At 70.2% G+C, this 25,247-nt stretch carries 20 protein-coding genes and 1 tRNA gene; 10 read left to right on the plus strand and 11 right to left on the minus strand.

Going from position 1 to position 25,247, the window contains the following annotated elements:
• The first annotated feature begins 70 nt into the window (after positions 1-70).
• Positions 71-1,219, plus strand: a complete 1,149-nt coding sequence (locus ACKTTN_RS02960; protein ID WP_407908382.1) for an aminotransferase class V-fold PLP-dependent enzyme — start codon at positions 71-73, stop codon at positions 1,217-1,219.
• Positions 1,220-1,222: 3 nt separating this feature from the next.
• Here the strand turns inward: ACKTTN_RS02960 and ACKTTN_RS02965 are convergent, their stop codons facing one another.
• From ACKTTN_RS02965 to recC, 6 genes are all read right to left on the minus strand, one after another.
• Complete coding sequence (locus ACKTTN_RS02965; protein ID WP_407908383.1) at positions 1,223-2,344, minus strand: flavodoxin family protein; 1,122 nt, start codon at positions 2,342-2,344, stop codon at positions 1,223-1,225.
• Positions 2,345-2,402: 58 nt separating this feature from the next.
• Positions 2,403-2,996 carry a GTP cyclohydrolase I FolE gene (gene folE, locus ACKTTN_RS02970; protein WP_407908384.1) on the minus strand — a complete coding sequence of 198 codons (594 nt, stop codon included), beginning with the start codon at positions 2,994-2,996 and terminating at the stop codon, positions 2,403-2,405.
• Positions 2,997-3,322: 326 nt separating this feature from the next.
• Positions 3,323-3,784: a glycine zipper domain-containing protein gene (locus ACKTTN_RS02975; RefSeq protein WP_407908385.1), complete on the minus strand. Its 462-nt coding sequence runs from the start codon at positions 3,782-3,784 to the stop codon at positions 3,323-3,325.
• A gap of 168 nt (positions 3,785-3,952) precedes the next feature.
• The gene (gene recD, locus ACKTTN_RS02980) at positions 3,953-5,698 is read right to left on the minus strand and encodes an exodeoxyribonuclease V subunit alpha (RefSeq protein WP_407908386.1); all 1,746 of its coding nucleotides are present in this window, start codon (positions 5,696-5,698) and stop codon (positions 3,953-3,955) included.
• Positions 5,695-9,300: a UvrD-helicase domain-containing protein gene (locus ACKTTN_RS02985; protein ID WP_407908387.1), complete on the minus strand. Its 3,606-nt coding sequence runs from the start codon at positions 9,298-9,300 to the stop codon at positions 5,695-5,697. The genes recD and ACKTTN_RS02985 overlap by 4 nt, the downstream gene beginning before the upstream one ends.
• On the minus strand, positions 9,297-12,617 hold the full coding sequence (recC, locus tag ACKTTN_RS02990; protein WP_407908388.1) for an exodeoxyribonuclease V subunit gamma: 3,321 nt from the start codon (positions 12,615-12,617) through the stop codon (positions 9,297-9,299). Before recC ends, ACKTTN_RS02985 begins: the two co-directional genes overlap by 4 nt.
• A gap of 260 nt (positions 12,618-12,877) precedes the next feature.
• On the opposite strand from recC, the gene ACKTTN_RS02995 reads away from it, so the two are divergent.
• The 6 genes from ACKTTN_RS02995 (at position 12,878) to ACKTTN_RS03020 (ending at position 17,114) form a co-directional block, all read left to right on the plus strand.
• Positions 12,878-13,669: an ABC transporter ATP-binding protein gene (locus tag ACKTTN_RS02995; protein ID WP_407908389.1), complete on the plus strand. Its 792-nt coding sequence runs from the start codon at positions 12,878-12,880 to the stop codon at positions 13,667-13,669.
• Positions 13,666-14,415, plus strand: a complete 750-nt coding sequence (locus ACKTTN_RS03000) for an MlaE family lipid ABC transporter permease subunit (RefSeq protein ID WP_407908703.1) — start codon at positions 13,666-13,668, stop codon at positions 14,413-14,415. The genes ACKTTN_RS02995 and ACKTTN_RS03000 overlap by 4 nt, the downstream gene beginning before the upstream one ends.
• 61 nt (positions 14,416-14,476) lie before the next feature.
• A complete protein-coding gene (mlaD, locus tag ACKTTN_RS03005) occupies positions 14,477-14,980 on the plus strand; it encodes an outer membrane lipid asymmetry maintenance protein MlaD (RefSeq protein WP_407908390.1) in 504 nt (167 codons plus the stop codon).
• Between the two features lie 3 nt (positions 14,981-14,983).
• On the plus strand, positions 14,984-15,631 hold the full coding sequence (locus ACKTTN_RS03010) for an MlaC/ttg2D family ABC transporter substrate-binding protein (RefSeq protein ID WP_407908391.1): 648 nt from the start codon (positions 14,984-14,986) through the stop codon (positions 15,629-15,631).
• Positions 15,628-15,903, plus strand: a complete 276-nt coding sequence (locus ACKTTN_RS03015) for an STAS domain-containing protein (protein WP_407908392.1) — start codon at positions 15,628-15,630, stop codon at positions 15,901-15,903. Before ACKTTN_RS03010 ends, ACKTTN_RS03015 begins: the two co-directional genes overlap by 4 nt.
• Before the next feature lie 38 nt (positions 15,904-15,941).
• The gene (locus ACKTTN_RS03020) at positions 15,942-17,114 is read left to right on the plus strand and encodes an MlaA family lipoprotein (protein WP_407908393.1); all 1,173 of its coding nucleotides are present in this window, start codon (positions 15,942-15,944) and stop codon (positions 17,112-17,114) included.
• A 66-nt stretch (positions 17,115-17,180) separates the two neighbouring features.
• Here the strand turns inward: ACKTTN_RS03020 and rmuC are convergent, their stop codons facing one another.
• Positions 17,181-18,725, minus strand: a complete 1,545-nt coding sequence (rmuC, locus tag ACKTTN_RS03025) for a DNA recombination protein RmuC (protein ID WP_407908394.1) — start codon at positions 18,723-18,725, stop codon at positions 17,181-17,183.
• Between the two features lie 73 nt (positions 18,726-18,798).
• Positions 18,799-19,965: a class I SAM-dependent rRNA methyltransferase gene (locus ACKTTN_RS03030; protein WP_407908395.1), complete on the minus strand. Its 1,167-nt coding sequence runs from the start codon at positions 19,963-19,965 to the stop codon at positions 18,799-18,801.
• 178 nt (positions 19,966-20,143) lie between these two features.
• Between ACKTTN_RS03030 and ACKTTN_RS03035 the strand changes: the two genes are divergently transcribed.
• Positions 20,144-20,842 (plus strand): rhomboid family intramembrane serine protease, encoded by a 699-nt coding sequence (locus ACKTTN_RS03035; protein WP_407908396.1) that lies wholly within the window; start codon positions 20,144-20,146, stop codon positions 20,840-20,842.
• Here the strand turns inward: ACKTTN_RS03035 and ubiA are convergent, their stop codons facing one another.
• Entirely contained in the window at positions 20,843-21,739 is an 897-nt protein-coding gene (gene ubiA, locus ACKTTN_RS03040; RefSeq protein WP_407908397.1) for a 4-hydroxybenzoate octaprenyltransferase, read from the minus strand.
• 145 nt (positions 21,740-21,884) lie between these two features.
• Here ubiA and ACKTTN_RS03045 point away from each other — a divergent pair.
• Together ACKTTN_RS03045 and ACKTTN_RS03050 are read left to right on the plus strand one after the other, a co-directional pair.
• A tRNA-Arg gene (locus ACKTTN_RS03045) sits at positions 21,885-21,961 on the plus strand.
• 113 nt (positions 21,962-22,074) lie between these two features.
• Positions 22,075-23,067 (plus strand): DUF2272 domain-containing protein, encoded by a 993-nt coding sequence (locus ACKTTN_RS03050; protein WP_407908398.1) that lies wholly within the window; start codon positions 22,075-22,077, stop codon positions 23,065-23,067.
• Between the two features lies 1 nt (position 23,068).
• Here ACKTTN_RS03050 and ACKTTN_RS03055 read toward each other — a convergent pair whose 3' ends face one another.
• Together ACKTTN_RS03055 and ACKTTN_RS03060 are read right to left on the minus strand one after the other, a co-directional pair.
• The gene (locus tag ACKTTN_RS03055) at positions 23,069-24,517 is read right to left on the minus strand and encodes an efflux transporter outer membrane subunit (protein ID WP_407908399.1); all 1,449 of its coding nucleotides are present in this window, start codon (positions 24,515-24,517) and stop codon (positions 23,069-23,071) included.
• Complete coding sequence (locus tag ACKTTN_RS03060) at positions 24,511-25,245, minus strand: SDR family oxidoreductase (RefSeq protein WP_407908400.1); 735 nt, start codon at positions 25,243-25,245, stop codon at positions 24,511-24,513. The genes ACKTTN_RS03055 and ACKTTN_RS03060 overlap by 7 nt, the downstream gene beginning before the upstream one ends.
• Positions 25,246-25,247: the final 2 nt, after the last annotated feature.

Here is a 25,247-nt window from a genome sequence, read left to right on the forward strand (position 1 = left end):
AAGCCTACGAAGCGACTGCGACGGCCGGGTGACGGGTGCGCGACGACGGCCGTCGCCTACAGTAGGCGGCATGCCCCTGCCCGCCGACGTGCGTGACGCCTTCCTGATCCCGGACGGCGCGATCTACCTCGATACCGCGTCGAACGCGCCGCGAACCCGCCGCGTGGATGCCGCGCTGCGCGCTGCCTGGGCCGAGCAGGCCGCGCCATGGCGGCTGTCGTTCGCCGACTGGGAAGCGCAGATCGAACGCGTGCGCACGCAGGCGTCCCGGCTGTTCCGCATCGATCTCACCGCCGACGCGGACGCGGTCGCGCTGGTGCCGTCGGTCGCGCATGCGATGTCGACTATCGCCGCCGGCTGGCCGCTGCGGGCGGGCGACGTCGTCGGCATCGTCGATGGCGAATTCCCGTCCGCGTTGCTGCCGTGGCAGGCGCGTTGCGCGTCCAGCGGCGCGACGCTGCATGCGGTGGCGCGCGAGGACGCGACATCCGGCTTCCTCGACTTGATCGAGCGCGGCACGCCCGCCGTACTCGTCGTATCGCATGCGCACTGGCGCGACGGCCGCCTCCTCGACCTCGATCGCGTCGCGATGACAGCGCAGGCGCATGGCGTGCCGCTGGTGCTCGACCTCAGCCAGAGCCTGGGCGTGCTGCCCTGTGACGTCGAGCGCTGGCAGCCGGCATTCGCGATGAGCGTCGGCTACAAGTGGTGGCTCGCACACAAGGGCTTGTGTGCGATGTGGGTGTCGCCGGAATGGCGCGAATGCCTGCCGCCGCTCGAGCAGCACTGGCAGGGCCGTTCGCCCGCTCAGCCGTGGCGCTTCGACAGCGAACACGCGCCGCCGTACCGCGACGGCGCGCGTCGCTTCGATGGCGGCGAGATTGCCGACCCGTTGCGCCTCGCGATTACGGAAGCCGGCCTGCACGACGTGCTGGCCTGGACACCGCGCGCGATTTCCGGGCGCCTCGGCGTGCTGCTGGGCCGATTGAAGCATCGGCTGGTCGACGCAGGGCTCGGCGACTGGTGCGTCGAACCGTCCGCGCCGCACCTGCTCGGCCTCGCGCCGCCGCACGATCGCGTCGACGCAGTGCGCGCGGCGTTCGCCGAGCACGCGATCATCTGCATCGAGCGCGACCGCGTGTTCCGCCTGGCGCCGCATCTGCACATCGGCGAACGCGACATTGACCGCGTCGCCGACGCGATCATCGGCGCGCGCTGACGCTCACTTCATGCGTGGCGATTCGAGGCCGGTGTCCGCTTCCTCGACGCCGTCGCGCAGCTGCTCCACGCGCCTGACCACCGCGCGCGCCACGTTGCGTGCTTCCTCGATCACCGCCTCGTCCGCGTCCAGCGCGCGATGGCTGGTCGCATACGGCTCGTAGTAGCCGATGTAGCGGTCGAGCTGCGACGCCGCGCCCGCATCGACCAGCCCCATCGCCCCCAGCCAGTCGGACAACGCATGGCGCACGCCCTTGGTGCCTTCCGCGTCGCCGTGCACGATCAGCCCGTAGGCGCGACCGGCGAGGTGCTTCGGATAGTCCCAGCCGTCGAGCTCGAGCTGCTTCGCGAGTTCGGGTTCCTTGCCCTGCGTGCGTGTCGGGTCGGGGTTGCCGCCGTCCGCGCACACGAGTCGATCGACCATCAGCTTCAGCACCGACGGCATCTGGTTCCAGTGCACCGGCGTGACGATCACCACGCCGTGCGCGGCCGTCCACAACTTGTAGATCTCCGCCATCCAGTCCGGCGCCTGCGCCATCGCGTGGTTGGGATAGCAGGAACACGGCCAGTGGCACAGCGGCATGGCCGTCGACACGCAGCCCTTGCACGGAAAGATGCGCTTGCCGTATTCGGACGTGAGCCGGTTGAGTTCGAGCACGTCGACCTCGAATCCCGCATCGCGCGCGACATCGCGCACCGCTTCGAGCAGGCGCCAGGTCTTCGACGTTTCGCCGGGACAGGTGTGCTCACTGCGCGGCGACGCGCAGACCAGCAGGATGCGTCGCGGCGTCGACGGATCGCGTTGCGTTCGGCCGATCTCGAGGAGCGCATCGCGCGTCGCGCGCCACTCGGTTGAGAGGTCGTAGTCGGGGTCTGCGAATTCCGGGCCGGCTTTCGCGGTGCGCGGGGACTTGCGGTATGCGTGGAAGCCGTCCCAGGCGATCGCTTCGAAGCGCGCGAACGCGTCGGCGTCCTTCTCGAACGCGGGGTCGTTGAACATCTCGCGCAAGCGCGCGGTGAACGCTTCGCGCTCGAGCGAGGGATCGGGCTGGCGACGGCGGATGTCGCGCGCGACGTCGCCGGGTTTCGGCACGTTCTTCTTTTCGGACTGCGGCTGATCGCTCATCGCGCGCTCCCGGAGGTCCAACGAGTGGACCCGGCGCCCGGTGAACGCGCGGTCGCGATCAGCGCGCGGCGTTGCCGCTGCGGATGAACTGCAGGAATTCGGCGCGGGTGCGCGCGTCCTCGCGAAATGCGCCGAGCATGGTCGACGTCGCCATGCTCACGCCGCGCTTGTGCACGCCGCGCGTGGTCATGCATTCGTGCGTGGCCTCGACCACCACCGCCACGCCCTTGGGCTGCAGCACGCGGTCGATGACCTCGGCGATCTGCGCGGTCATCTTCTCCTGCACCTGGAAGCGGCGCGCGAAACTTTCGACCACGCGCGCCAGCTTGCTGATGCCAACGACCTTGCCGTTCGGCAGGTAGCCCACATGCGCGCGGCCGATGATCGGCGCCATGTGGTGCTCGCAGTGGCTTTCGAATTCGATGTCGCGCAGCACGACCATCTCGTCGTACCCGGCGACTTCCTCGAACGTGCGTTCGAGGTAGGTCTTGGGACAGATGCCGTAGCCGACGAACCAGTCGCCGTAGGCGTCGACCACGCGACGCGGCGTGTCGAGAAGGCCTTCGCGCGTCGGGTCATCGCCGGCCCAGCGCAACAACGTGCGGACGGCGGCTTCCGCTTCGTCGCGGGAGGGCTTTTCGATGTCGGCCATGCGGGCGGATCCTGCTCGTGAACGCGCGCATCGTACCCGAGCGGCCGCTGGCGACGTGCGACGCCGGCGGGATGCGGCGTCCCGCGGCCACAAAAGAAAGAGGCCGGCATAGGCCGGCCTCCGGTGCTGCGGGTAGCAGTCGCAGCGGTGGTGCGTGTGCCGACCGCCGCGCGTGGCGCGTGCGGCGGTCGGTGGGTACTGCTTATCGCGAGTGCGCGACAACGTGGTGCTGGTTGTTGTCGCGCGGCTACTTCCTCGAACTCCGGCGGCGCGTAGCACGCACCGCGCATTAAGAGGCCGCGCGGCAATGCCGCGCGGGCGGCCTCTTAACGACCGTCGTTGTCCGCGTCGCCCGGGATGGCGCGCTCGATGTGGTGCCAGCCGTCACGCACGGCGCCGCGCGCATCGGACCACGCCAGACGCGAGTTGGCCTTGGTGGCGTCCCAACCGCGCTCGAGTTCCGGCTCGACCGAGTCGAACGACTTGCCGCGGTACTGGTCGTAGGTGCTGTAGCCGTACTTGTACGCCGGCTGGTAGTCGTTCCAGTCGCGCGAGCTGTTGTAGTACGGGGCCTTGGTGTACGTGTCCTGGAAATGCTTCTCGTAACCCGTCGGGTTCACGGCTTCGGCGATCGAGTCGCCCGCCTTCGAACCGACGATGCCACCCGCGACGGCGCCGACAAGGCTGCCGACGGGACCCGCGGCCGAACCGATCGCCGCACCGGTGACGGCGCCTGCAACGGCACCCGTGCCGGAACCGAGGTTATGGTCTTTCTTGACGTCAGTCATCGTTGTGGACTCCGTATTTACGTGGGGAGCCGGCAAACCGGCCGGCAGCGGTGCACAGACTCTGGGCGGCTGCCGGTACAACGCGAGTGAAGAAACGACGTCGTTTCGCGAATGGTCGCTTAACGCGCATCGCGTCGCGCATTCATCACCGCGCGACGCTCACGTCAGCTACGCGCCTAGACGACGCGCCAGCCCGGACACACGACGCGCATGGCGCGACAGCGCACTGCTGATCGACGAGGTTGGACCGAGCACATGCAACGCGCTGCGTGCGCGCGTGATGCCGGTGTAGACGAGCTCACGCGACAGCACGCGCGTATCGACCGCAGGCAGCTGCAGCCACACGGTGTCGAACTCGGAACCCTGCGCCTTGTGCACGGTCGTCGCGAATGCGCCGGTATGCGCGGGCAGTGCGCCCGGCGGGAATGCACGCAGGCCGTCGGCGCCTTCGAACCACGCGAGCATCGCGCCGTCGGTGTCGCGCACGCAGACGCCGACGTCGCCGTTGAACAGGCCGTGGCGCGCGCTGTTCTCGGTGACCATCAGCAGTCGACCGGGAAAATAGGTATCGCGTTGCGGACCGGCCAGCGCCGCTTCGATGCGTGCGTTGAGCTGCGTCGCGCCCTGTGGGCCATCACGCAATGCGGTGAGCAGGCGCGTGCGGTTGGCGCGGGCGAGCGCGTCGCGCGGGTCGGCGCACTCGCGAAGTTCGCGCCACGCTGCGAGCAGCGCGTCGCGCAGTGCCGGCGCGAGCGGATCGGTCGCGTCCTCGTGGAAGTGCATGCCGCCGCCGCCAGTTCGCAAGCGCGCGAGCGTTGCCTCGACGTCGCCGCGGCGAACCGCGTCGGCGACCGGCGCGAGAACGAGCGCGTCGGTCTGTCGATACCCGCGATCGAGATGCGCGCGACGCCCGGACAACGGCGCGTCCGGCGACGGCGCGGCATCGGCCGCATCGGCAAGCGCGGCGAGCACGTCGCCTGCTTCCACCGACGGCAGCTGGTCGCGATCGCCGAGCAGCAGCAGGCGCGCGCCCTCGGGCAGCGCTTCGACCAGCTTGCACATCAACGGCAGGTCGACCATGGATGCTTCGTCGACAACGAGCACGTCGACCTTCAACGGATGCTTCGCATCGAAGCGCGCACGCGTCTGTCCCGGCACGAGGCCAAGCAGCCGATGCAGCGTGCTCGCCGTTGCCGGCAATGCGTCGCAGAGATCGCCGTCGACGCCGGACGCGCGCAACGCATCGGCGATGCGGCGCACGCTGCCGGCCATGCGATCGGCGGCGCGACCGGTGGGCGCGGCGAGCGCGATGCGTGGCGATGCCTGGCCCGCCGCACGCGCCTGTGCGGCGAGCAGCAGCAGAACGCGCGCGATGGTCGTGGTCTTGCCCGTACCCGGGCCGCCGGTGACGAGCAAGACGCGCGATTCGAGCGCGCGCAGTGCGGCGCTGGCCTGTGCGTCGCCGGCGTCGCGCTCGGCGAACAGTCGCGCGTGCAGCGCGTCGACGTCGGCATGTATCGGTTGTGCGGGGGTCGCGCACAGCCGAGACAACGCGAGGGCGAGCCGGCGTTCGTATTCGCGGTAACGACGCAGGTAGACGCGGCCGTCCTCGACCACCAGCGGCGACGCGCTGTCGCTCTCGGCGTCGCGATCGGGCCGTGCGATCCATGCGCAGCGCGCGAGCGCTTCGCGCCAGGCCGTGGCGTCCGGCCAATCGATCGGTGTCTCGACGAGTTCGCGCGCGCTGTCGGGCTCGAACGCAGCGTGGCCTTGCGCAACCGCGTACGACGCCAGCGCCGCCGCCACCAGCACCGGGTCGCTCGCCGCGCCGTCGATGCGTTGCAAGGCGTGCGCAAGCGCGAGATCGATCGGACGCACCGCGCCGCTACGTTGCAGCGCGTCGAGCAAGCTCATGCGCCGCCTCCGAACAGGCGATCGAGCGCGTCGACCAGTGCGAACGGCAGGCGATCGGCATGGATGCCGGGCGACGCGGCGCGATGCGCGTCGACGCCGCGACAGAATACGTAGCGGATGCCGCCGAAATCGCGTTCGTAGTCGTAGGCGTCGCCGAGGCGGAAGCGCAGCCAGCGATGCAGCGCCAGCGTGTAGATCGCCGCCTGCAGCGTGTAATCGCCTTCGTGCATCGCACGGGCGAGCGTCGCCGCACCGTAGCCGGGCAGGCGATTGGTCTTGTAGTCGAGCACGAAGTAGCGGCCGTCGTGCGCGTAGACGAGGTCGATCTTGCCCGTCATCAGGCCATCGAGTTCGCGGCGCGCACCGAAACCGTCGCGCGCGGTGAGCAGGCCATGCGCCTGCACGTTCGACAGCAGCGCATCGACGCCGACATGGTCGAGCGCGAAATGGAATTCCATCTCGGCGCGGCGTGCGTCATCCGGCACCGCGCACAGGCGCGCGCCTTCGGGCAGCACGGCGGTGAGCGTGTTGCCGACCAGCGCGGTGAGCAGCGGCAGGCCGTCGTCGATCTCGGGCTGCGAATAGCCTTCGCCGCGGAACGCCGCGACCAGCGCGTCCTGCTGGCCGTCGGGCGGCGCGCCGTCGCGCCAGTCGCGCCATGCGCTGAAGTCGACCGTCTCGAACGCCGCGTGCACCACGTCGCCGAAGCGTGCGCCCGCGAAGCGTGCGTCGTCGGCGGCTGCCGCGACCAGTTCCGCGGCCGCATCTATCCGTGCATCGACCACCAGCGGTTCGTCCAGCGCTTCTTCGCGCTCACCGCGCGGCAACAGCGTTTCGACGCTGCCGCTGCCCAGCCGCGCAAGCGCGCTGAACGAATAGATCGACCAGTCGCGTGCCAGCGCGCGCTTGGCAGTGCGGGCGCGCGGCACGTGCGTCGGCGCGGGCGGGCCTGGCGGCGCGACGTCGAGTGATCCGGCGTCGCGATCGTCGACCGCGATGTCGGAATCAGCGAGCGTGTCCGTATCGCGCAGCATCGCGGCCAGCGGCGTGCCGGCATTCGCGTACAGCGGACCGGTGCACACCCACAGCGCGTGCTCGGCGCGGGTCAGCGCGACGTACAGCAGGCGCGCGTCTTCGGCGGCCTCGTCCTCGCGCCAGAGCTGCTTGCAGGCGTCATCGGGTTCGACGTCGAGCACGCGCGCATCGCCGTCGTGCACGCTGCACCACCGCGGGCTTTTCGTTGCGCCACCGATCGCCGCGAACGGCAGAAACACCAGCGGGAACTCGAGGCCCTTGCTCTTGTGCACGGTGATGATCTGCACGCGGCGCGCGTCAGACTCCAGCCGCAGCTGCTGCTCGGGGTCGCGATCGTCAGCGCCGGCGATGCGCGCGCGCAGCCAGTCGACCAGGCCCTGCGGGCCGAGCGCGCGTTGCGCGGCGTCCTGCAGCGCTTCGCCCAGCTGCATGAAGTCCGACAGGCGACGCTCGCCATCGACCAGTTCGAGCAGCCGCGGCGCGTTCTGCGCGCACAGCTCGTTGACCAGCGCCAGCGGGCCGGCGCGCAACCAGCGCTCGCGCCAGCCGGTCGCGCGCTGCAGTTCGCGTGCACGGGCGACGTCGTCGCGCGCCAGCGCATCGATGTGCGCGGCATCGGAACCGAGCAGCACGGTGGCAAGCGCGGCGTTGAGCCGCGGCAGGTCGCCCGGCGTCAGCAGCGCTTCGAACACCGCGAGCAGCTCCATCGCCTGCACGGTCGCGAACAGACTGGTACGGCCTGCAGTAACCGCCGGGATGCCGAGCGTCGACAACACGCGCTGCATGCGCGCGGCTTCGTCGTGCTTGCGCACGAGCACGGCGATGTCGCCCGGCTCGACCGCGCGGCCGTCGACCGTGAAGCGGCCTTCGGCGCCGAGCGCGAGCGTCTCGCGGATCGCGTCGGCACAGGCGAGCGTGGCCTGCTGGCGCGACGTGTCGGCGTCGTAGGGTTTGCCGTCGGGGGTGGCTGGCAGGCGCCGGATCGTCAGCGCCGCGGCCGGCCGGCCGTCGCGCAGGCAGGCGTCGTCATCGCGGCGCCCGCCCGCTTCGACCGGATGGAACTGGATGCGTGGATCGACGAACGCCGCTGCGCCTGCGTTGTGGTACAGGCGTTCGATCGCGCGCAGCACGCCGGGACGCGAGCGGAAGTTGCGCAGCAGCGACGGCGCGGGCTGGGCGACGTCGCGCGCGCGCAGGTAGGTATGCACGTCGCCGCCGCGGAACCCGTAGATCGCCTGCTTGGGGTCGCCGATCAATGCGAGGAACGGTGCGGCGTGCACCTCGTCATCGAGCAGCAACGGCGCATCGGCGACGTCGTCGGCGAAGACGCGGCGGAAGATCGACCACTGGCGCGCGTCGGTGTCCTGGAATTCGTCGACCAGCGCGGCGTGGTACTGGCGTCGAAGCTGCGCGGCGAGCGCGCGGCCACGCGGGCCGTCGAGCGCGGTCGCCACGCCGTCGATGAGGTCGTCGAAACTGCGCACGCGATGCTGGCGCTTGGCGTTGGCGAGGCGGCGCGCGGCTTCATGGCGCACGCGGTGCAGCAGCGCGATGCGGCGCCGGGCCGTCCATGCGTCGTGGCGCTGCTGTTCGTCGACATACGCCTGCATGACATCGAACAGCGGCGACTGCGGGCGTTGCGCGTCCTTGCCCTTGTTGGTGCAGGCGACGAGCTTGGCGGTCGACAGCAGTTCGAGTTTTTCGGGTGCGGCCGCGTCATCGCGCCATGCATCGAGCGCGACGTAAAGATTGGCGAGCGTCGCCGCCTTGTAGCTGGTCGCGCTGATGACCTTCGCGGCGAGCGCGGCGTCGATCGCGCGGCGGACATCGTCGCCATGCGTTCGCCATGCGTTGCGCGCGGCATCGGCGGCGACGCGCAACCCCGGCAACGGCGACGGCCCGATCTCCGGCGCGGCGGGGCGCAATGCGCTTGCGCGCAACAGGTCGCCAAGATCGGCGGCGAGCGCGTCCGGCGTGCTCCACCACGTCGTGAGCAGGTCGGCGGCGTCCGCATCCGCGGCGAGCGTGCGCCACAGGTCGTGGGCGACGGTGACCCGCAGTTCGCGATCGTCGCCGGGCGGGCCGGCGTCGTTGAACGGCTCGCCGGTTTCCAGCGCGTGGTCGGCGAGTACCCGCGTGCAGAAGCCGTGGATGGTGTGCACGGCGGCGGCGTCGACCTCGCGCGCGGCCTGCTGCAGGCGACGGCGCAATGCGAGGGGGTCTTCGAGCTGCTGCTGGCGTTCCACAAGCCGACGGCACAGCGCGACTTCCGCGTCGTCACCCGCGACCGCCGCACCCGACGCCACGCGCGCAAGCAGGTGCAGGCGACGTCGCAGGCGTTCGCGCAGCTCCTGCGTCGCCGCTTCGGTGAACGTCACCGCCAGGATCTGGCCGACGCGCAGCCCGCGTTCGACGACCAGCCGCGTCACGATCGTCGCCAGCGTGAACGTCTTGCCGGTACCCGCGCTCGCCTCGATCAGGCGGATGCCGGCGAGCGGCATGTCGAGGAAGGCGTCGACGTGGTCGCGCGCGGGATCGGCGGGTGATGGCAGGTCGAGCATGTTCATGCGTCGACCTCGACACGCGCATGCAGCACGGCGTCGAAGATGCGCCGCGCGAGCGACTGGAAGCGTGCGGCGGCGTCCGCGCCGGCGAACGGATCGCGCCCGCGCAACGTCAGCTGCGCGGCGGAGGTGCCGCCTTCGGCCCACGTGCGCAGGCCGAGCCAGCGCTCGCGCGCGGCTTTCCACACGCGATCGTCCTGGCCGTCGTACCAGGCCCAGCCGGCGTACGCGCCGAACGGCAGCGGTTCGACGAGGCCGGCCTCGCGGAGTGCGAGGAGCGCAGCCAGCGTTTCGCGTGCGTGCGTTGCGTCGATGGGCGCGCGTTCGATCGCGGCGGCGCGGCCGTCGTGCTCGACGAACTGCACCAGCGGCAGGCGACGCTCGAGCGCGGACGCGACCAACCAGTCGAGTCCGTGCGCGATGTGCGTCGGCCCATTGAGTTCGCCGAAACGGATACGCGCGAGGCCGTGCGGATGCGCGCCGCGCAGCCGGCCGTGCAGACGGATGGAATCGATGTCGAGATCGAAACCGGATTCGTCGGCCGACGTCGACGCGTGCCAGCCCGCGAACAGCTCCGCGTAGGGCCGCACGTCGTTGAGCGTTTCGTCGAGCACGCGCATGCCGAACACGCCGGCGGGCAGCAGGCCCTGTGCGCGCAGGCGGCGTGCGAGCTGCTGCGTGCGACCGCTGACCTGCGCTTCGAACACCGCATCGCGCAGGCGATCGACCGCGCGGCGTTCGAGCACAAGCGGTTCGACGTCGATGACCGGTGCGCCCGCGTCGGGCAGGCGCAACTGCAGGCGCTGGCGCAGGAACGCGTCTGGCGGGCTGCGCAGGAATGCGGCGAGATCGCCGAGCGAGACCTCGTTCACCGGCGGATCGCGCCGCGGCAACGGCGCGCCGACCCACGGCGGCGCCTCACGGCGGCGCTCGGGCGCGGTGCGCGCGGCCTGCTGCCATTCGGTGCGGTAGCTGAAGCGGCGCGGTTCGATGCCATCGCCATCGACGCCGAACGCTTCCGCGCAGAATGGCTGCAGCGGATGACGCACGGTGAACCGCTTGCGCGCATCGGCGGGATTCGCGTGGTATTCGGCGGCGACGTCGAGCAGTTCGTTCACCAGCACCGACGGCTCGCGCACGCTGCCATCGTGCGGATCGGCGCCGAGATAGCTCAGGTAGAACACGTCGTTCGCGGACGCGAGCAGCTGCAGGAACATGAAACGGTCGTCGTCGCGCAGCGAGCGGTCGCCGCGACGTCGAAGCGGGCCATCGAGCTCGCGCAGGCGCGCGTCCAACCCGCCACCCGGATCACGGCGCGGGAACTCGCCATCGTCGAGGCCGAGGATGCAGATCGCGCGGAACGGCAGCAGCCGCATCGGCACCATGCGGCCGAAACTCACGCCGCCATTCATCAGCGGCGCGCGCGTGTCGGGTTCGGCGAGGCGGGCGCCGAAATGCGAACGCACGACCTCCGGGTCGAGCGGCGCGCTGAACCCGGCGCGATGCGCGGCGTCGGCGAATTCATCGATCAGCGCACGCAGGCGATCGAGCGCGCGTTCGTCCGCGACCTCGCGCGGACGTTCGGGCAGCACCGCGGCGAGCAGCGCGAGCAGGCGTTCGCGCCAGTGCTCGGCGGGCATCGCGTTCGACAGCGCGCGCTCGTAGCGCGTCAGCACGCGCAGCAGGCCGATCAACGTGTCGAGCGCGGCGAGGTCGCCGCCTTCGAGCTCGGGCCAGCCGGCGACGTCGCCAAGCAGCGCATCCGATCCGGTCGCGTGGCCGACCAGCAGGCGGTCGAGCGCGAACTGCCAGGTGTAGATGGCGTCGTCCGGCGCGCCGTGCTTCGCGCGATGCGCGGCGTCGAGGCCCCAGCACGCCCCGGCGGCCTGCAGCCAGTCGCGCAGGCGATCGAGCGACGCGGGTTCCAGGCCGGCGTGCTGCGCGATCGCCGGCGTCGCCAGCAGGTCGAGCACTTCGTTGAGTCCGAGGCGCGACACCGGCAGCGCGAGCAGCCGCGAGAACACGTCGGCCAGCGGTTCGCTGGCGAGCGGGCTGGCATCGGCGACGGTGTAGGGAATGAAATCAGTGCGCCCGTGCACGCCGCCGAACACCGCCTCGACATACGGCAGGTAGGGATCGATGTCGGGCGCGAGCACGGCGATGTCGCGCGGCTGCAGCGGCGGATCGAAGCGTGGATCTTCCAGCAGCGCACGCAACTGGTCGTGCAGCACCTGCACTTCGCGAAGGCGCGTCGGCGCGGCGTGCACCTGCAGGCTCGCGTCGCTGCGGTCGAGCGCGTCGCGCCACGCCGTAGCCGGCGGCGGACGACGATGCAGCAGGTCGCGCTTCATGCGCTGCAGCAGCGTCTCGTTGGCGGCGTCGAAGGTCGTGGCGGCTTCGGGATCGACGTACGCCGGCAGTTCGAAGTCCGGATGCACGATCTCGTAGCCGCCGAGCACCGCCATGAAGTCGCGCCCCGATGCACCCCAAGCCTGCAGCAGCGGGTTGTCGTCGATGTCGAGCACGTCGCCGAACGCGGCTTCGTCGCCCAGTTCCAGGCGATGCGGCAGCGTGCGCACGTCGCCCCAATACGCGGCGACCGGCGACGGCAGGTAGAAATGCAGCGGGCCAACCCGCGCCGCGCTGGCGATCACGCGCAGCGTGTCCGGCGAGACGTTGAGCGTGGCGAACACGAACAGGCGTGACGGCAGGCCGATCGGCGTTTCCACGCCATCGACACCGAAGCGGTCGAGATAGCGCTGGATGCGGCGCGCGCGATGCGGGCGCTCGGGACCGAGGCGACGCCACAGCACCGCCTGCGGATCGCGCGGCGACTGCCCGGCATCCCATGCGAGCAACCAGTCGCGACGCCAGGCCTGGTACTTGTCGAACGTGGTGGCGAGCGCGCCGGCGAGCGACCACGCCTTCAGCGGATCGGGCTCACCCGCATCGGGCGCGAGATAGCCGCGCAGCGGCCGCAGCACCGCGTCGCGCATGGTCTTCTCGTCCTGCAGCAGCGCATACAGGCGCCAGCGCATGGCCTCGGCGTCGAGGTCGTCGGCATGGCCGTCGACATTCGCGTCGAGCGCGCGCGTGACCAGCTCGCCCGGCGTCAGGAACACGATGTTGGCGGCGATGCCGTGCGCCTGCGCGAGCGTGGCCTGCAACCAGCGGCGCATCGACGGCTGCGGGATGACCACGATGTCCGGCGCCAGCAACGCCTGCCCGGCCGCCGGCCGCCGGAGTTCGTCGGCCATCAGGCCGGCGAGGACTTCCAGGGAATTGGAGTGGTACAGGCGGAAATCGGAGGCCAAGGCCATCCGGTCATCTTGCCGCAGGACGTCGCAGCGGGTGCGACGGCCGGCGCACGCGACGCCATCGCGCCGGAAACCGTCGACGTCGCGAATCTCCGCTCTGGTGGAGGCATGACAGCCCGATCGCGCCGTTCACGGGACACGCCGTTACCCAGGTCATTGGTGCGCCGGCAGCGGCCCTGCGACAATGCGCGCACTCCCGGCCTGTTCAGCCGCGCGCCCGTAGCCTTCGCGCCGCCTTCGTGCGCGTGCACGTGACCGACTCCATGACCCAGCCTTCGCCCATCGTCGCCCTGCGTGGGCTGCGCCTCGCGCGCGGCGAGCGCACGATCCTGCACGACGTGAACCTCGAGGTTCTGCCGGGCGAAGTCGTGGCCGTGCTCGGTCCGTCGGGCTGCGGCAAGTCGACGCTGCTGTCGGCGCTCACCGGCGAACTCGAACCGGCCGCGGGCACCGTGGAAGTGCTGGGCCAGCCGATGCCGCGCGCCAGTCGCGCGCTGCTCGAGCTGCGCCGCGGCATCGGCGTGATGCTGCAGGGCAACGGCCTGCTGACCGATCTCAGCGTCGCCGAGAACGTCGCGCTGCCGCTGCGCACGCATACCGACCTGCCCGACGTGATCATCCGTCGCCTGGTCGAAATGAAGCTGCATGCGGTCGGCCTGCGCGCGGCCGCCGATGCGTATCCGCGCGAGCTGTCCGGCGGCATGGCGCGTCGCGTTGCGCTGGCGCGTGCGCTCGCGCTCGATCCGCCGCTGATGATCTACGACGAACCGCTGACCGGCCTCGATCCCATCGCCTCGGGCGTGGTGATGTCGCTGGTGCGCCGCCTCAACGACACGCTGGGCCTGACCTCGATCGTGGTGACCCACCACGTGCACGAGACGCTGCCGGTCGCGGACCGCGCGCTGGTCATCGCCAACGGCCGCATCGTGTTCTCGGGCACGCCGGCGGAACTCGAACGCTCCGACGACGCGTTCGTGCAGCAGTTCCTGCGCGGCGCGCCGGATGGCCCGATCGCCTTCGATGCCGCGCCGCGCGCGGCGGGAGCCGCCGCCTGATGCTCGCGACGACGATCCGCACGCTCGGCCAGGCCGGGATCTTCTCGTTCTCGGTGCTGCGCGCGAGCCGCCCGACCGGCGACTTCCTGCGCGAACTGGTGCGCGAGATCTACAAGATCGGCGCGCGCTCGCTGCCGATCATCTCGGTGGGCGGCGCCTTCGTCGGGCTGTCGCTGACGCTGCTCGGCTACAAGGCGCTGACCACCTACGGCGCCGCCAACCAGGTCAGTGCGCTGCTCGGCCTCGGCATGTACCGCGAGCTCGCGCCGGTGCTGACCGCACTCCTGTTCATCGGCCGCGCCGGCAGTTCCATCGCCGCCGAACTCGGGCTGATGCGCGCGACCGACCAGATCACCGCACTCGGCCTGATGGGCATCGATCCGGTCGGCAAGGCCGTCGCGCCGCGCTTCTGGGCGGCGGTGCTGAGCGTGCCGCTGCTGACCGGCTTCTTCTGCGCGGCTGGCATCCTCGCCAGCTATCTCGAAGCCGTGCACGTGATCGGTCTCGAGGCCGGCCCGTTCTGGCAGGTGATGCGCGACGCCGTCGACTTCCACGACGACTTCCTCGTGGCACTTGAGAAAGCGGCGGTGTTCGGCGCGATTTCCGCATGGGTCGCCGCGTTCGTCGGCTACCACGCCGAGCCGACGATCGAAGGCACCTCGCTCGCAACCACGCGCGCTGTCGTCAATGCCTCGCTGCTGGTGCTGATGTTCAACTTCGTGCTGTCGGCGCTGCTTTTCAGATAAGCGCCAACGCCGCCCTTGAATCCGGCGCGAAGCGCGCCACGTAACGTCGGGAACCCGTCCAATGCGCAGTCCACGAATCGAATTCGCCGTCGGCGCCTTCCTGCTGCTCGCGCTGGCGACACTGCTGGTGCTCGCGATCGCATCGACCAACGGCCGTTGGGGCGGCCGCGGCGACACCTACCCGATCAAGGCGCGGTTCACCGCGATCGGTGCGCTGCGTCCCAATGCGCCAGTGAAGATCGGTGGGGTGAACATCGGGCAGGTGGCCGACATTCAGCTCGACCCCGCAAAATTCGACGCCGTCGTAACCCTTTCCATAGACGGCAAGTACAAGGACCTGCCGTCCGACACCGCCGCCGGCATCTTCACGAACGGCCTGCTGGGCGAAAGCTACGTGGGCCTGACGCCGGGCGGCGACCCGACGCCGCTCAAACCCGGCGACGAGCTCTACCTCACGCAACCCGCCGTCGACCTGATCCAGCTCGTCGGCAAGTACATGTTCAGCGGCGCGGGCAAGTCCGATGCCGCCAGCGACAGCGGCCCGGATGCCGCACCCAAGGAGTAAGCCATGAAGCGCACCGCCCTTTCTGTCCTGCTGTCCACCGCGTTCCTCGCCGCGCCCATCGCGATGGCCACCGCCGCGCCGCCGGCCGCCACGCAGCAGCTCGGCACGCCGTCGCGCCTTGTGCTCGATAACAGCACGCGCATCCTCACCACGCTGGAAACGCGCCGCGCGGAATTCAGCAAGAACCGCGGTGCGCTCAAGCAGTTCGTGTCCAGCGAGTTCAACCAGATGTTCGACCGCGACTACGCGGCGCGCCTGGTGCTGGGCGCGCACGGTCGCGGCGCGCCCGATGCCGACGTCAAGCTGTTCGCCGACGCGCTCAGCGAGAACCTGATGCAGCGCTATGGCTCGTCGCTGCTCGACTTCAACACGCGCCTGACGGTGAAGGTGAAGTCCGAGACCAGCGTCGCCAACGGCAAGGCCACGCGCGTGTCGACGCAGATGCTGCGCCAGGGCGGCGAGCCGATCCCGGTCGACTACCTGATGCACCAGGTCAACGGCCAGTGGAAGGTGTTCGACGTGCTGGTCGAAGGCGTGAGCTTCGTGCAGACCTTCCGCAGCCAGTTCGACGGCCCGCTGTCGCGCGCGCCGATCGCGCAGGTCGCCGCCGAACTCAAGGCCGGCAAGCTGCAGGCGCAGGCCCAGCGATGAGCGACGTGCGCGTCCGCCGCGACGGCGACGTGCTGCACCTCGACGGCCGCCTCGACCGGGCGGCCGTCGCGTCGACATGGCGCGCGCTGCAGGCCCAACGGGCCGGTGCGCGTCGCGTCGATCTTTCCGGCGTGCACTCGGTGGACAGCGCCGGCCTCGCGCTGCTCGCCGAACTCGCGGCGTCCGGCCTCGCCATCGACGGCGAACCGGCCGGCCTGGGCGAGCTGCGCGCCGCGTATCGCCTCGATGGATCGCTGGGTTTCGCCGCCTGACGGAACGTCCGTCGCGTCGCCCCCGCTAAAATGACCGCATGACCCTTCCCGCCGCCCCTCGCCGCGCCCGTCGCACGGGTGTCCCGGCCCGGTCGTTGCTCGCGCTTGCCCTCTTCGCCGCGACCGCCCCCGCGTGGGCGCAGGACGCCGCGACGTCGGCGCCCGCCAGCGAGGCGGCCGCGCCGCAGACCGACGCGACCGTTCCGCCGCCTGCCGATGCACCGGCCGCTGCTACGAACGCGCCGAGCTCGCCGCAGACGCCGCCCACTGTGGATGCGGCCGTGCCGCCGGCCACGGATGCGCCGCAGGACACAACCACCAGCGAAACGACCGGCACCACCGATGCGCCGGTGCCCGACGTGGCAGTCGATGCCGCGGTCCCGCCGGCAGCCAGTGCGCCGCCGCCCACCGGCGATGCCGCTGCGACCACTGAAACCACGGCCACAGACGCCAACGCCACCAGTGCCGAAGGCGACTTCGATGCGCTGTACGGCCCGACCGGCGGCACGAACGTCGAGCGCGGCGTCGCCGGCGTGATCTGGGACCCGTGGGAGCCGTACAACCGCAAGATGCACCGCCTCAACAACGCGGTCGACAAGTACGCCGCGCATCCACTCGCGCGCGCCTATGTCGCCGTCGTGCCACGCCCGGTGCGCAGCGGTGTCAGCAATTTCTTCAGCAACCTCGGCCAGCCGATCACCGCGATCAATGCGCTGCTGCAGGGCAAGCCCAAGCTCGCCGCGCACGCGCTCGGCCGGTTCGTCATGAATTCGACGCTCGGCATCGGCGGCGTGTTCGATCCCGCCACCGACGCCAAGCTCGAGAACGGCAACGAGGATTTCGGGCAGACGCTCGGTGTCTGGGGTTGGAAGCGTTCGCGCTATTTCGAGCTGCCGCTGTTCGGCCCGCGCACCGTGCGCGACATCGTCGGCATGGTCGGCGACGCCCCGCTGTCGCCGATGCGCGGCATGGAAGAAGACAAGGTCCGCATTCCGCTGCAGGGCCTGCAGCTGGTCGACCTGCGCGCGCAGCTGATGTCCACCGATGCGCTGCGCGAAGGCGTGCAGGACGACTACACGCTGGTGCGCGATGCGTGGATGCAGCGCCGCATGTACCAGATCAACGGCGAGGCCGGCGAAAACCTGCCGGAGTACCTGCGCGACGCGCCGATCGTTCCGGTCAACGCGATGCCGGTGCGGCCGGGGAATTGATCGCCTGGACGCGGCGCACGATCTAGCGCCGCGCCGCCCCTCGATTCATCGCGTAATTGGCCTGACTCAGGTCTCGTGACGCGTCGTGGTGTCGGGCGCGTCGAGTAACAGGCTGTCGTCGTCCGCCTGCAGTTCAGGATGCAAGGTCTTCTTGCCGCGCGCGCCGAGTTCGGCCAGCTTGCGTGCACGCGGCAGCACGGCCTGCGTTGAATCGCTGAGGCGATTGCGCGCGTCGCGGAACGTTTTCGTCGCCTGCTCGAGCTTGACTCCGACGCCGTCGAACTCGGCCAGGAACGCGCCCAGCGCGTCGAGCAGCAGGCCGCCCGCTTCGCCGATCTTCTGCGCCTGCTTCTGCAGCTTGTCGCGGGCCCACAGGCGGTCGACCACGCGCAGCACCGCCATCAACGTATTCGGTGATGCGAACACCACGCGGCGTTCGAACGCGAACGACTGCAGCGCATCGTCGGCGCCGAGCGCAGCCGACAGCGCGCCTTCGATCGGCACGAACAGCACGGTGGTGTCGAGCGCGCTGTCGCCGATCGCCTTCGGATAGTCCCGGTCGGCGAGGTCCTTGACGTGCTGGCGCAGCGCGACGGCATGGCGACGCATGGCGTCGTGCTGCACGTCGGGCGCGTCGGCGTTCATCGCGTCCTGCCACGCGATCAGGTTGACCTTGCTGTCGATGACGATGCGGCGATCGTCGGGCAGGCGCACCACGATGTCGGGCCGCAGCACGCGGCCTTCGTCATCGCTTCCGGTCTGCTGGCGCTCGTAGTGCACGCCGGCCTCGAGACCCGAACTGCGCAGCACGTTCTCGAGCATCAACTCGCCCCAGTCGCCGCGCACCTTGGCGTTGCCGCGCAGCGCACGGGTCAGCTGGTCGGCCTTCGCCGCCATGTTCTCGTTGAGGCTGTGCAGCTTCTCGACCGCGCCGGCCAGCTTGGCGCGCTCGACCGCTTCCTCGCCGTACACGGTGTCCACGCGCTGGCGGAACTGGTGCAGCTGTTCGGCGAACGGCTTGAGCAGCGTTTCGATGTCGGCCTTGGACTGGCCGGTGGCCGTTTTTACGTTCTTTTCGAACAGTTCGCCGCGTTCGGCGAACACCTTGCCGGCCATCTGCGCGAACGTATCCGACAACCTGAGCTGCGCCTGTTCGACGAACGCACGCATCTCGTCCGCCTTGTGTTCGGCATGACGCAGGTTTTCGACCGCCTGCGCATGCTGGTGCGACAACCGGTCGCGTTCGGCGCGCAGCGCGGCAATCTCGTGCTGCGCGCGCTCGAGCGAGGCGGCGCGGTCATCGAGCGCGGAGCGCGCGGTACCGGCATCGATCGCGGCCTGCTCGGCGCGTGCACGTGTTTCATCGAGCGCGACGCGCAGGCGTTCGGCTTCCGCCAGCACACGCGCATGCGCGTCCGCGGTCGCGCGCAGGCCGCCCAGCGCCTCGCCGTCGGCGCGTGCACGCTCGCGTGCATCGGCGAGTTCAGCGGCCAGGAAATCGCGTTCGGCGGCGATGCGTGGGTCGCCGCCACGCTGGCGCAGTGTGAGCGCGCCGATCACCACCGCGGCGAGCGCGATGAGGGCGGCGACGAGAGCGACGATCGAGGTCACGGGCGATTCCTGCAGCTGACGGCGACGACACAGTAGACCGGCGACGGTCTCATGCGCTGCGATCCTCGCCTGTTCAGTCGAGCACGCGGCAGAACACCGCCTTCAGATAGCGCGATTCCTGCACGCTCGCCAGCACCGGATGGTCGGCGCCAGCGCCCGATACGCGGAGGATCTGCACGGTGCGGTTCGCGTAGAACGCGGCGCGGCGGAGCATGTCGAGGAACTGCTCCTCGCTGACCAGGCCGGTGCACGAGAACGTCGCCAGCAAGCCGCCGGGCTTGGTCACGCCCAGCGCGAGCTTGTTCATGTCGAGGTATTTCTTCAGCGCCGGGATCACCTGTTCGCGATCGCGCGTCATCTTCGCGGGGTCGAGGATCACCACGTCATACGCATCGCCACGATTTCCGGCGTCGCGCAGCCATGGGAAGATGTCGGCCTGCACGAACTTGATGCGCTGGTCGTTGAGCTTGGCGTTGCCCTTGGCGATGTCCAGCACCGCATCGTCGATGTCGACGCCGGTGACTTCGCTCGCGCCACGCACCGCCGCGTACACGCCGAAGCCGCCGGTGTTGCAGCAGAGGTCGAGTACCGTCTTGCCGTGCACGTGCTGGCTCAGCCACTGGCGGTTCTCGCGCTGGTCGGCGAAGAAGCCGGTCTTGTGTGCGCCCGACGGATCGGCGCGGAAGCGGATGCCGTTCTCGGTGATGATCGCGGCCGGCACCGCGGACTGCACGCGGAAGTCGAAGCTCTCCTGCTTCTGCACGTGCTCGTCGGCGAAGCTGAAGAAGCGGCAGCCGGGAAACTGCTCGGCAAGCGCGGAATAGATCCACTCGCGATGGCGGAACATGCCGGCCGAGAAGAATTCGACCACGAGGAGGTCGGCATAGCGATCGACGACCAGGCCGGACAGGCCATCGCCTTCGCTGTGCACGACGCGCCAGGCATCCGACACGTCGTCGAGCTTCAGGACGTCGCGACGAAGCGACACCGCCGCCGCGATCTTGCGATGGAACCAGGCTTCGTCGACGACGACGTTGCGATCGGTTTCGAGGATGCGCACGGCGATGCGCGAATGCCCGTTGTAGAAGCCGCGGCCGATCCATTCGCCGTCGACGCCGATGACGTCGACGATGGCGCCGGGCTTGGGCCGCTGCGCCGGCTTCTCGACCAGGCGCTGGAAGATCCACGGATGCGTGGACTTCCACGCGTTCTTGAGGTGTACGACGGGCAGCTCGTTCATCCGCCTATTGTAGGTGGCGCGGCGTTGCGGCCCGGCCGAACTCGTCACGGTGGTGACTTGACGCGGTCGTGGGTCGCGCGATCGACGCCACAGCGTTCCACTGCCGCCACCGGGTAGCGGCCTTGCAATCGTCCGGCCACGGCGCCACGTCCATCGAATGCACCTGCACACGCCCGCGATGCCGACCGACCCCGCGCAGCAACGCCAGCTCGACCGGCGGCGCTGGCGTCGGGCCTTCAACCTGTCGCTGGCCGGCGTGCTCGCTTTACTGGCGATCTATTCGGCGCAGTCGACTTTCGACGTCAGCGTGTGGTCGGTGCGGCCGCACGAGATCGACGGCCTGCGCGGCATCGCGACCGCGCCGCTGCTGCACGGCTCGGTCGAACACGTCGCCAGCAATGCGATCGGCCTGCTCGCGCTCGGCACGCTCACCATCGCGCAGTACCCGCGCGCGCTGCTGCGCACCGTGCCGCTGGCGTGGATCGGGTCGGGCCTGGCGGCGTGGTGGCTGGGCAGCGCGGGTTCGGCGCACCTGGGCGCGAGCGGCGTGATCAACGGCCTGCTGTTCATGGTGCTCACGCTGGGCGTGGTGCGCCGCGATCGGCCCGCGGTCGCCGCGGCGATGCTCGGGCTCACGCTGTTCGGCGGCATGTTGCTGTCAGTACTGCCGCACGAGGCCGGCGTGTCGTGGCAGTCGCATCTCGGCGGTGCGATCGGCGGCGTGCTCGGCGGGCTGTGGGGACGCAACGCCGATCCGCTGCCGCCGCGCGTGCGCTACAGCTGGGAAGACGAGGACGAGGACGCCGCCGACATCGCGGCGATGGACTCGCCTGTCGACAACGTGCACCGCGACGCGTCGCGCCTCAGCCTGGGCTGATCAGCGCGACGCGAGATCCAGCGCGAGCCCGGCGAACACGGCCAGCCCGACCCAGTGGTTGTGAAGGAACGCGCGGAAGCACGCCGCGCGTTCGCGGGTTCGCGCGATGCGGAACTCCCACGCCACCAGGACGACAGCGACCGCCAGACCCGCGTAATACGCCGGCCCCAGCGCCGCCAGCACGCCCACCGCCGCGAGCAACGCGAAGAACGACACGTACAGCACCGACTGCGCGACGAGATCGAAACGGCCGAACAGGATCGCGGTCGACTTGCTGCCCATGCGCAGGTCGTCCTCGCGATCGACCATCGCGTACCAGGTGTCGTACGCCGTCGACCACACGATGTTGGCCGCGTACAGCACCCACGCCATCGTCGGCACCTCACCGCGGATCGCGGCGAACGCCATCGGGATGCCCCAGCCGAACGCCATGCCGAGATATACCTGCGGAAAATAGGTGTAGCGCTTGAGATACGGATAACTCGCCGCGAGGACCACGCCGACGAAACTCATCAGGATCGTCAGCCGGTTCATCGTGCACACCAGTGCGAACGCGACCAGCATCAACACGGCGAACACCGCCAGCGCCTCGCGGCCACGCACCGCGCCGGTCGCGAGCGGACGGTCCTTGGTGCGCTCGACATGCGGATCCAGCCAGCGGTCGGCGTAGTCGTTGATCACGCAACCGGCCGAACGCGTGAGCCAGACGCCGAGCGAGAACACGACCAGCGTCCACAGCGGCGGCAATCCGCGGGCCGCGAGCCACAGGCCCCACCAGGTCGGCCACAGCAGCAGCAACCAGCCGATCGGGCGATCGCCACGCACCAGCGCCCAGTACAGGCGCAGGCGCTCGCGCCAGCCGGTGGATTCGGTTCGGGACGGGACGGAAGCGCTCATCGGACGGCTGCGACGCCGCGGCGCGCGGCGCATACAGGGTAGCGGCGACGGCCGGCGGCGTTCACCCCGGGCGCGGCCCGGCGGTGCGCGAATGCGGCTAGAATGCCCGTCCCGCGCGGCCTGCCGCGTGCGGTTTCGACGCAACGCGCCCGTAGCTCAGCCGGATAGAGTAGTGGCTTCCGAAGCCATTGGTCGGGGGTTCGAATCCCTCCGGGCGCGCCAATTCCCCGCGATCGACGTGACGGCTTCGCCCGCGTGCAAGCGGCGTGAACTCCGGCGCAACACCGACTGTGCGAGCGTCGGCGGCTATTGCCCGTCGCTGGATGCAGATGGCCATGTCGCGCTCCTTCCGCCTCGTGTTCGCCGCGCTCGCCTGCGCCTTCGCCATCGACGCCAGGGCCGACGTCTGCGCCGATGCGTCCACCGCGACCGCCAACGACACGGCCTCGCGCATCGCCCGCATCGCTTGCGCCGAACACGATCTCTGGTACGCGCCGTTCATCGACGAGAACGGGCGCCTCGCCAACATGCGCGTTTCCGAAGCGGAGAGCTCGCGACTTCGCGACGGTGCGACGCCTGCATGGCGGCGCGTGGCGATGTACTGGCAGGGCAGCGGCGTCGCGTGGCCGCCGCAGGGGCTGGCCGGCGATGCCGACTGCAACAGCATGAATGGCGTCAGCGCGGGCGCCGCGTTGTGCCGGGCCTTCCTGATCGACACGCCGTGGTCGGCGGTGTTCGTGTCGTACGTGATGACGCGTGCGGGTGTACCCGGTTTCCAGCCATCCGCACGCCACGTGGACTATGTGCGCGACGCGTTCCGACAGGGCGCCACCGGCCCGTATCGCCTCGCCGATCCCGATGCGGAAGCGCCCGCGACCGGCGACATGGTGTGCTTCGCGCGCGTGTCGCAGGTGTACGGCGTGCAGGGCTTCCGCGACTGGCTGGGACGCTCGTCCGGCGCGTTGGCGATGCATTGCGACATCGTGGTGTCGACCGCGAACAACCGCGCGCGGCTGGTCGGCGGCAACGTGCTACAGGGCGTGACCATGCGTGTGCTGCCGCTCAACCGCCTCGGCAAGTTCTGGGCGCTGCCGCATCGCAGCGGCGGCGAAGCCGAATGCGATCCCGGCCTGCCGTCGGCCTGCAATTTCAATCGGCAGGACTGGGTGGCGCTGCTCAAGCTCAACCCGTCGGCCAACGTGCCGTTGTCGAGCCCGCTGACGCCCACGCCGACCCGGTGCTGCACGGTGTGCATGCTGCCGATGCCGCCCGACATGCGGCGCTGCCCGGTGCCGTCGCCATCACCGACGACGACACCGGCGCCCTGAGTCAGCGCTGCGCGGTCGACGTATCGCGCGCACTCGACACCTGCGCCTGGCGCTCCGGCCAGCCCGACGCCAGCGCGCGATACACCGCCACGCCCGACACCGCCGAGCGCGAGCGCGCATCGGCCAGCGCGTCCTCGGACTGCAGCCGCACGCGGTCGGCGTCCAGCACTTCGAGCAGGCTCGAGGCGCCGGCGCGATAGCGCAGGCGCGCCAGCTCCGCCGCGCGCGTGCTGTCGGCGGCGGCGCGTGCGAGGCGTTCGGTTTCGACGTTCGCCCGATCGTGGCGCAGCAACGCGGTTTCGGTGTCCTCGAGCGCGAGCAGCACGGCCTGCTGGTACTGCGCGAGCGCGGCGTCGGCATCGGCATCGGCCGCGCGGATGCGTGCGCGGACGTGGCCGATGTCGAGGAACGACCAGTCGATGCCGAGCGCGACGAAGCGTGTGCGCGTGCCGGAACCGAACAGGTCGCCCGAGTCGATCGCCTGCGTGCCGAACAGGCCGCCGAGCGTCAGCTTCGGGAACAGGTCGCCGGTGGCGACGCCGATGCGCGCCGTCGCCGCATGCAAGCGATGCTCGGCCGCGGCGACGTCCGGACGACGACGCACCACCGACGCCGGCGTATCGCCGTCGAGCGACGCGTTCACCACCGGAATCGGTGCGGCCGTCGAGAGCACGGCGATCAACGCGTCCGGCGTGCGGCCGGTGAGCACCGCCAGTCGATGCATCGCCGCACCCTCGTCGGCTTCGAGCGCCGGAATGCGCGACTGCGTCGTCTCGAGCAACGCACGCGAACGCACGAGGTCGAAATCGTTGTCGCGCCCGGCGTCGACGCGCGACTGCACCAGTCGCAGCGACTCCTGCTGGTTCGCGGCGTTCTCGCGCGCCACGCGCAGCTGTTCCTGCGTGCCGCGCAGTTCTACGTACGTGCGCACCGCATCGCCGATCAGGCTGACCTGCAGCGCATCGAGATCCGCCGCGGTCGCCCACGCATCCGCGCGCTGCGCTTCGATGCCGCGACGGATGCGTCCCGACAGGTCGATCTCCCAGCTGGCCACCGCCTGCGCCGAATAGCTGCGCAGGTCGGTGCCGTCGCCGCCCTGGTCATGGCTGAGATGCTCGCGCGACGCCTCGCCGTGCGCGGTCACCGTGGGCAGCAGGTCGAGGCGCGCGCCGCGCAGCAATGCGTTGGCGCGGTCGAAGTGCGCGACCGCCGCCTGCAGGTCGTGGTTGGACGCGAGCGTGTCGTCGACGATGTGATCGAGCACTGGGTCGTTCAGCCGACGCCAGAACTCGCGCGCGTCGGCGGCATTCGATGGCGTCGTCGCGTCGCCCGCGGGCGCGCGCACGAAATGCTCCGGCATCGGTGAATCAGGCCGCAAGTAGTCCGGCCCGACGCTGCACGCCGCCAGCAATGCGCTGGCGACGGCGAGTGGCAAGAGTCTGGTCACCACGGCAGCACCTCGCCCAGGTGATGGAAGCCGCCGTTCGGGCCGTCCGCGCCCAGCAGCGCCATCTCGACGCTGGTGCGCGCGCCGGTCTGCACGTCGAGATCGCCCTGCGCGTTCATGTCGGTCTTCACCGAGCCCGGGTGCACGGCGTTGACCTTGATCGCGGTGTCGCGCAGCTCGTGCGCGAGGTGCACGGTCCATGCGTTGAGCGCGCTCTTCGACGCGTCGTAGGCCGGCATCTTGAAGTCGAAGATCGGCGACGCCGGATCGGTGTGCGAGGTCAGCGAACCAAGCAGGCTGGACACGTTGACGATGCGCGCGGCCGGCGCGGCGCGCAGCAGCGGCAGGAAGGCCTGCGTGGTGGCGATGACGCCGAACAGGTTGGTCTCGAAGGTGTCGCGCCACGTGCGCAACGACTGCTGCGAAGGCGCCAGGCTGAAGTCGTCGATGAACACGCCGGCGTTGTTCACCAGCACATCGAGGCGGCCGAACTTCTCGGCGACGTCGCGCGCGGCCTTTTCGATGCCGACCTTGCTGGTGACGTCGAGTGCGATCGCTTCGACGGACAGACCTTCAGCCTGGAACGGCAACGCGGCGGCGATGGCGCGGGTGTGGTCGCGACCCGCAAGCAGAACATGCAGCCCTTCGTTGGCGAGCTGGCGGACGGTCTCGAGGCCGAGGCCACGGGTGGCGCCGGTGACGAGGGCGATGCGGCGGGAATCGGTGGTCATGT

It is taken from the genome of Lysobacter claricitrinus, assembly GCF_045866565.1.
In the GTDB taxonomy this organism is placed as follows: Bacteria; Pseudomonadota; Gammaproteobacteria; order Xanthomonadales; family Xanthomonadaceae; genus Cognatilysobacter; species Cognatilysobacter claricitrinus.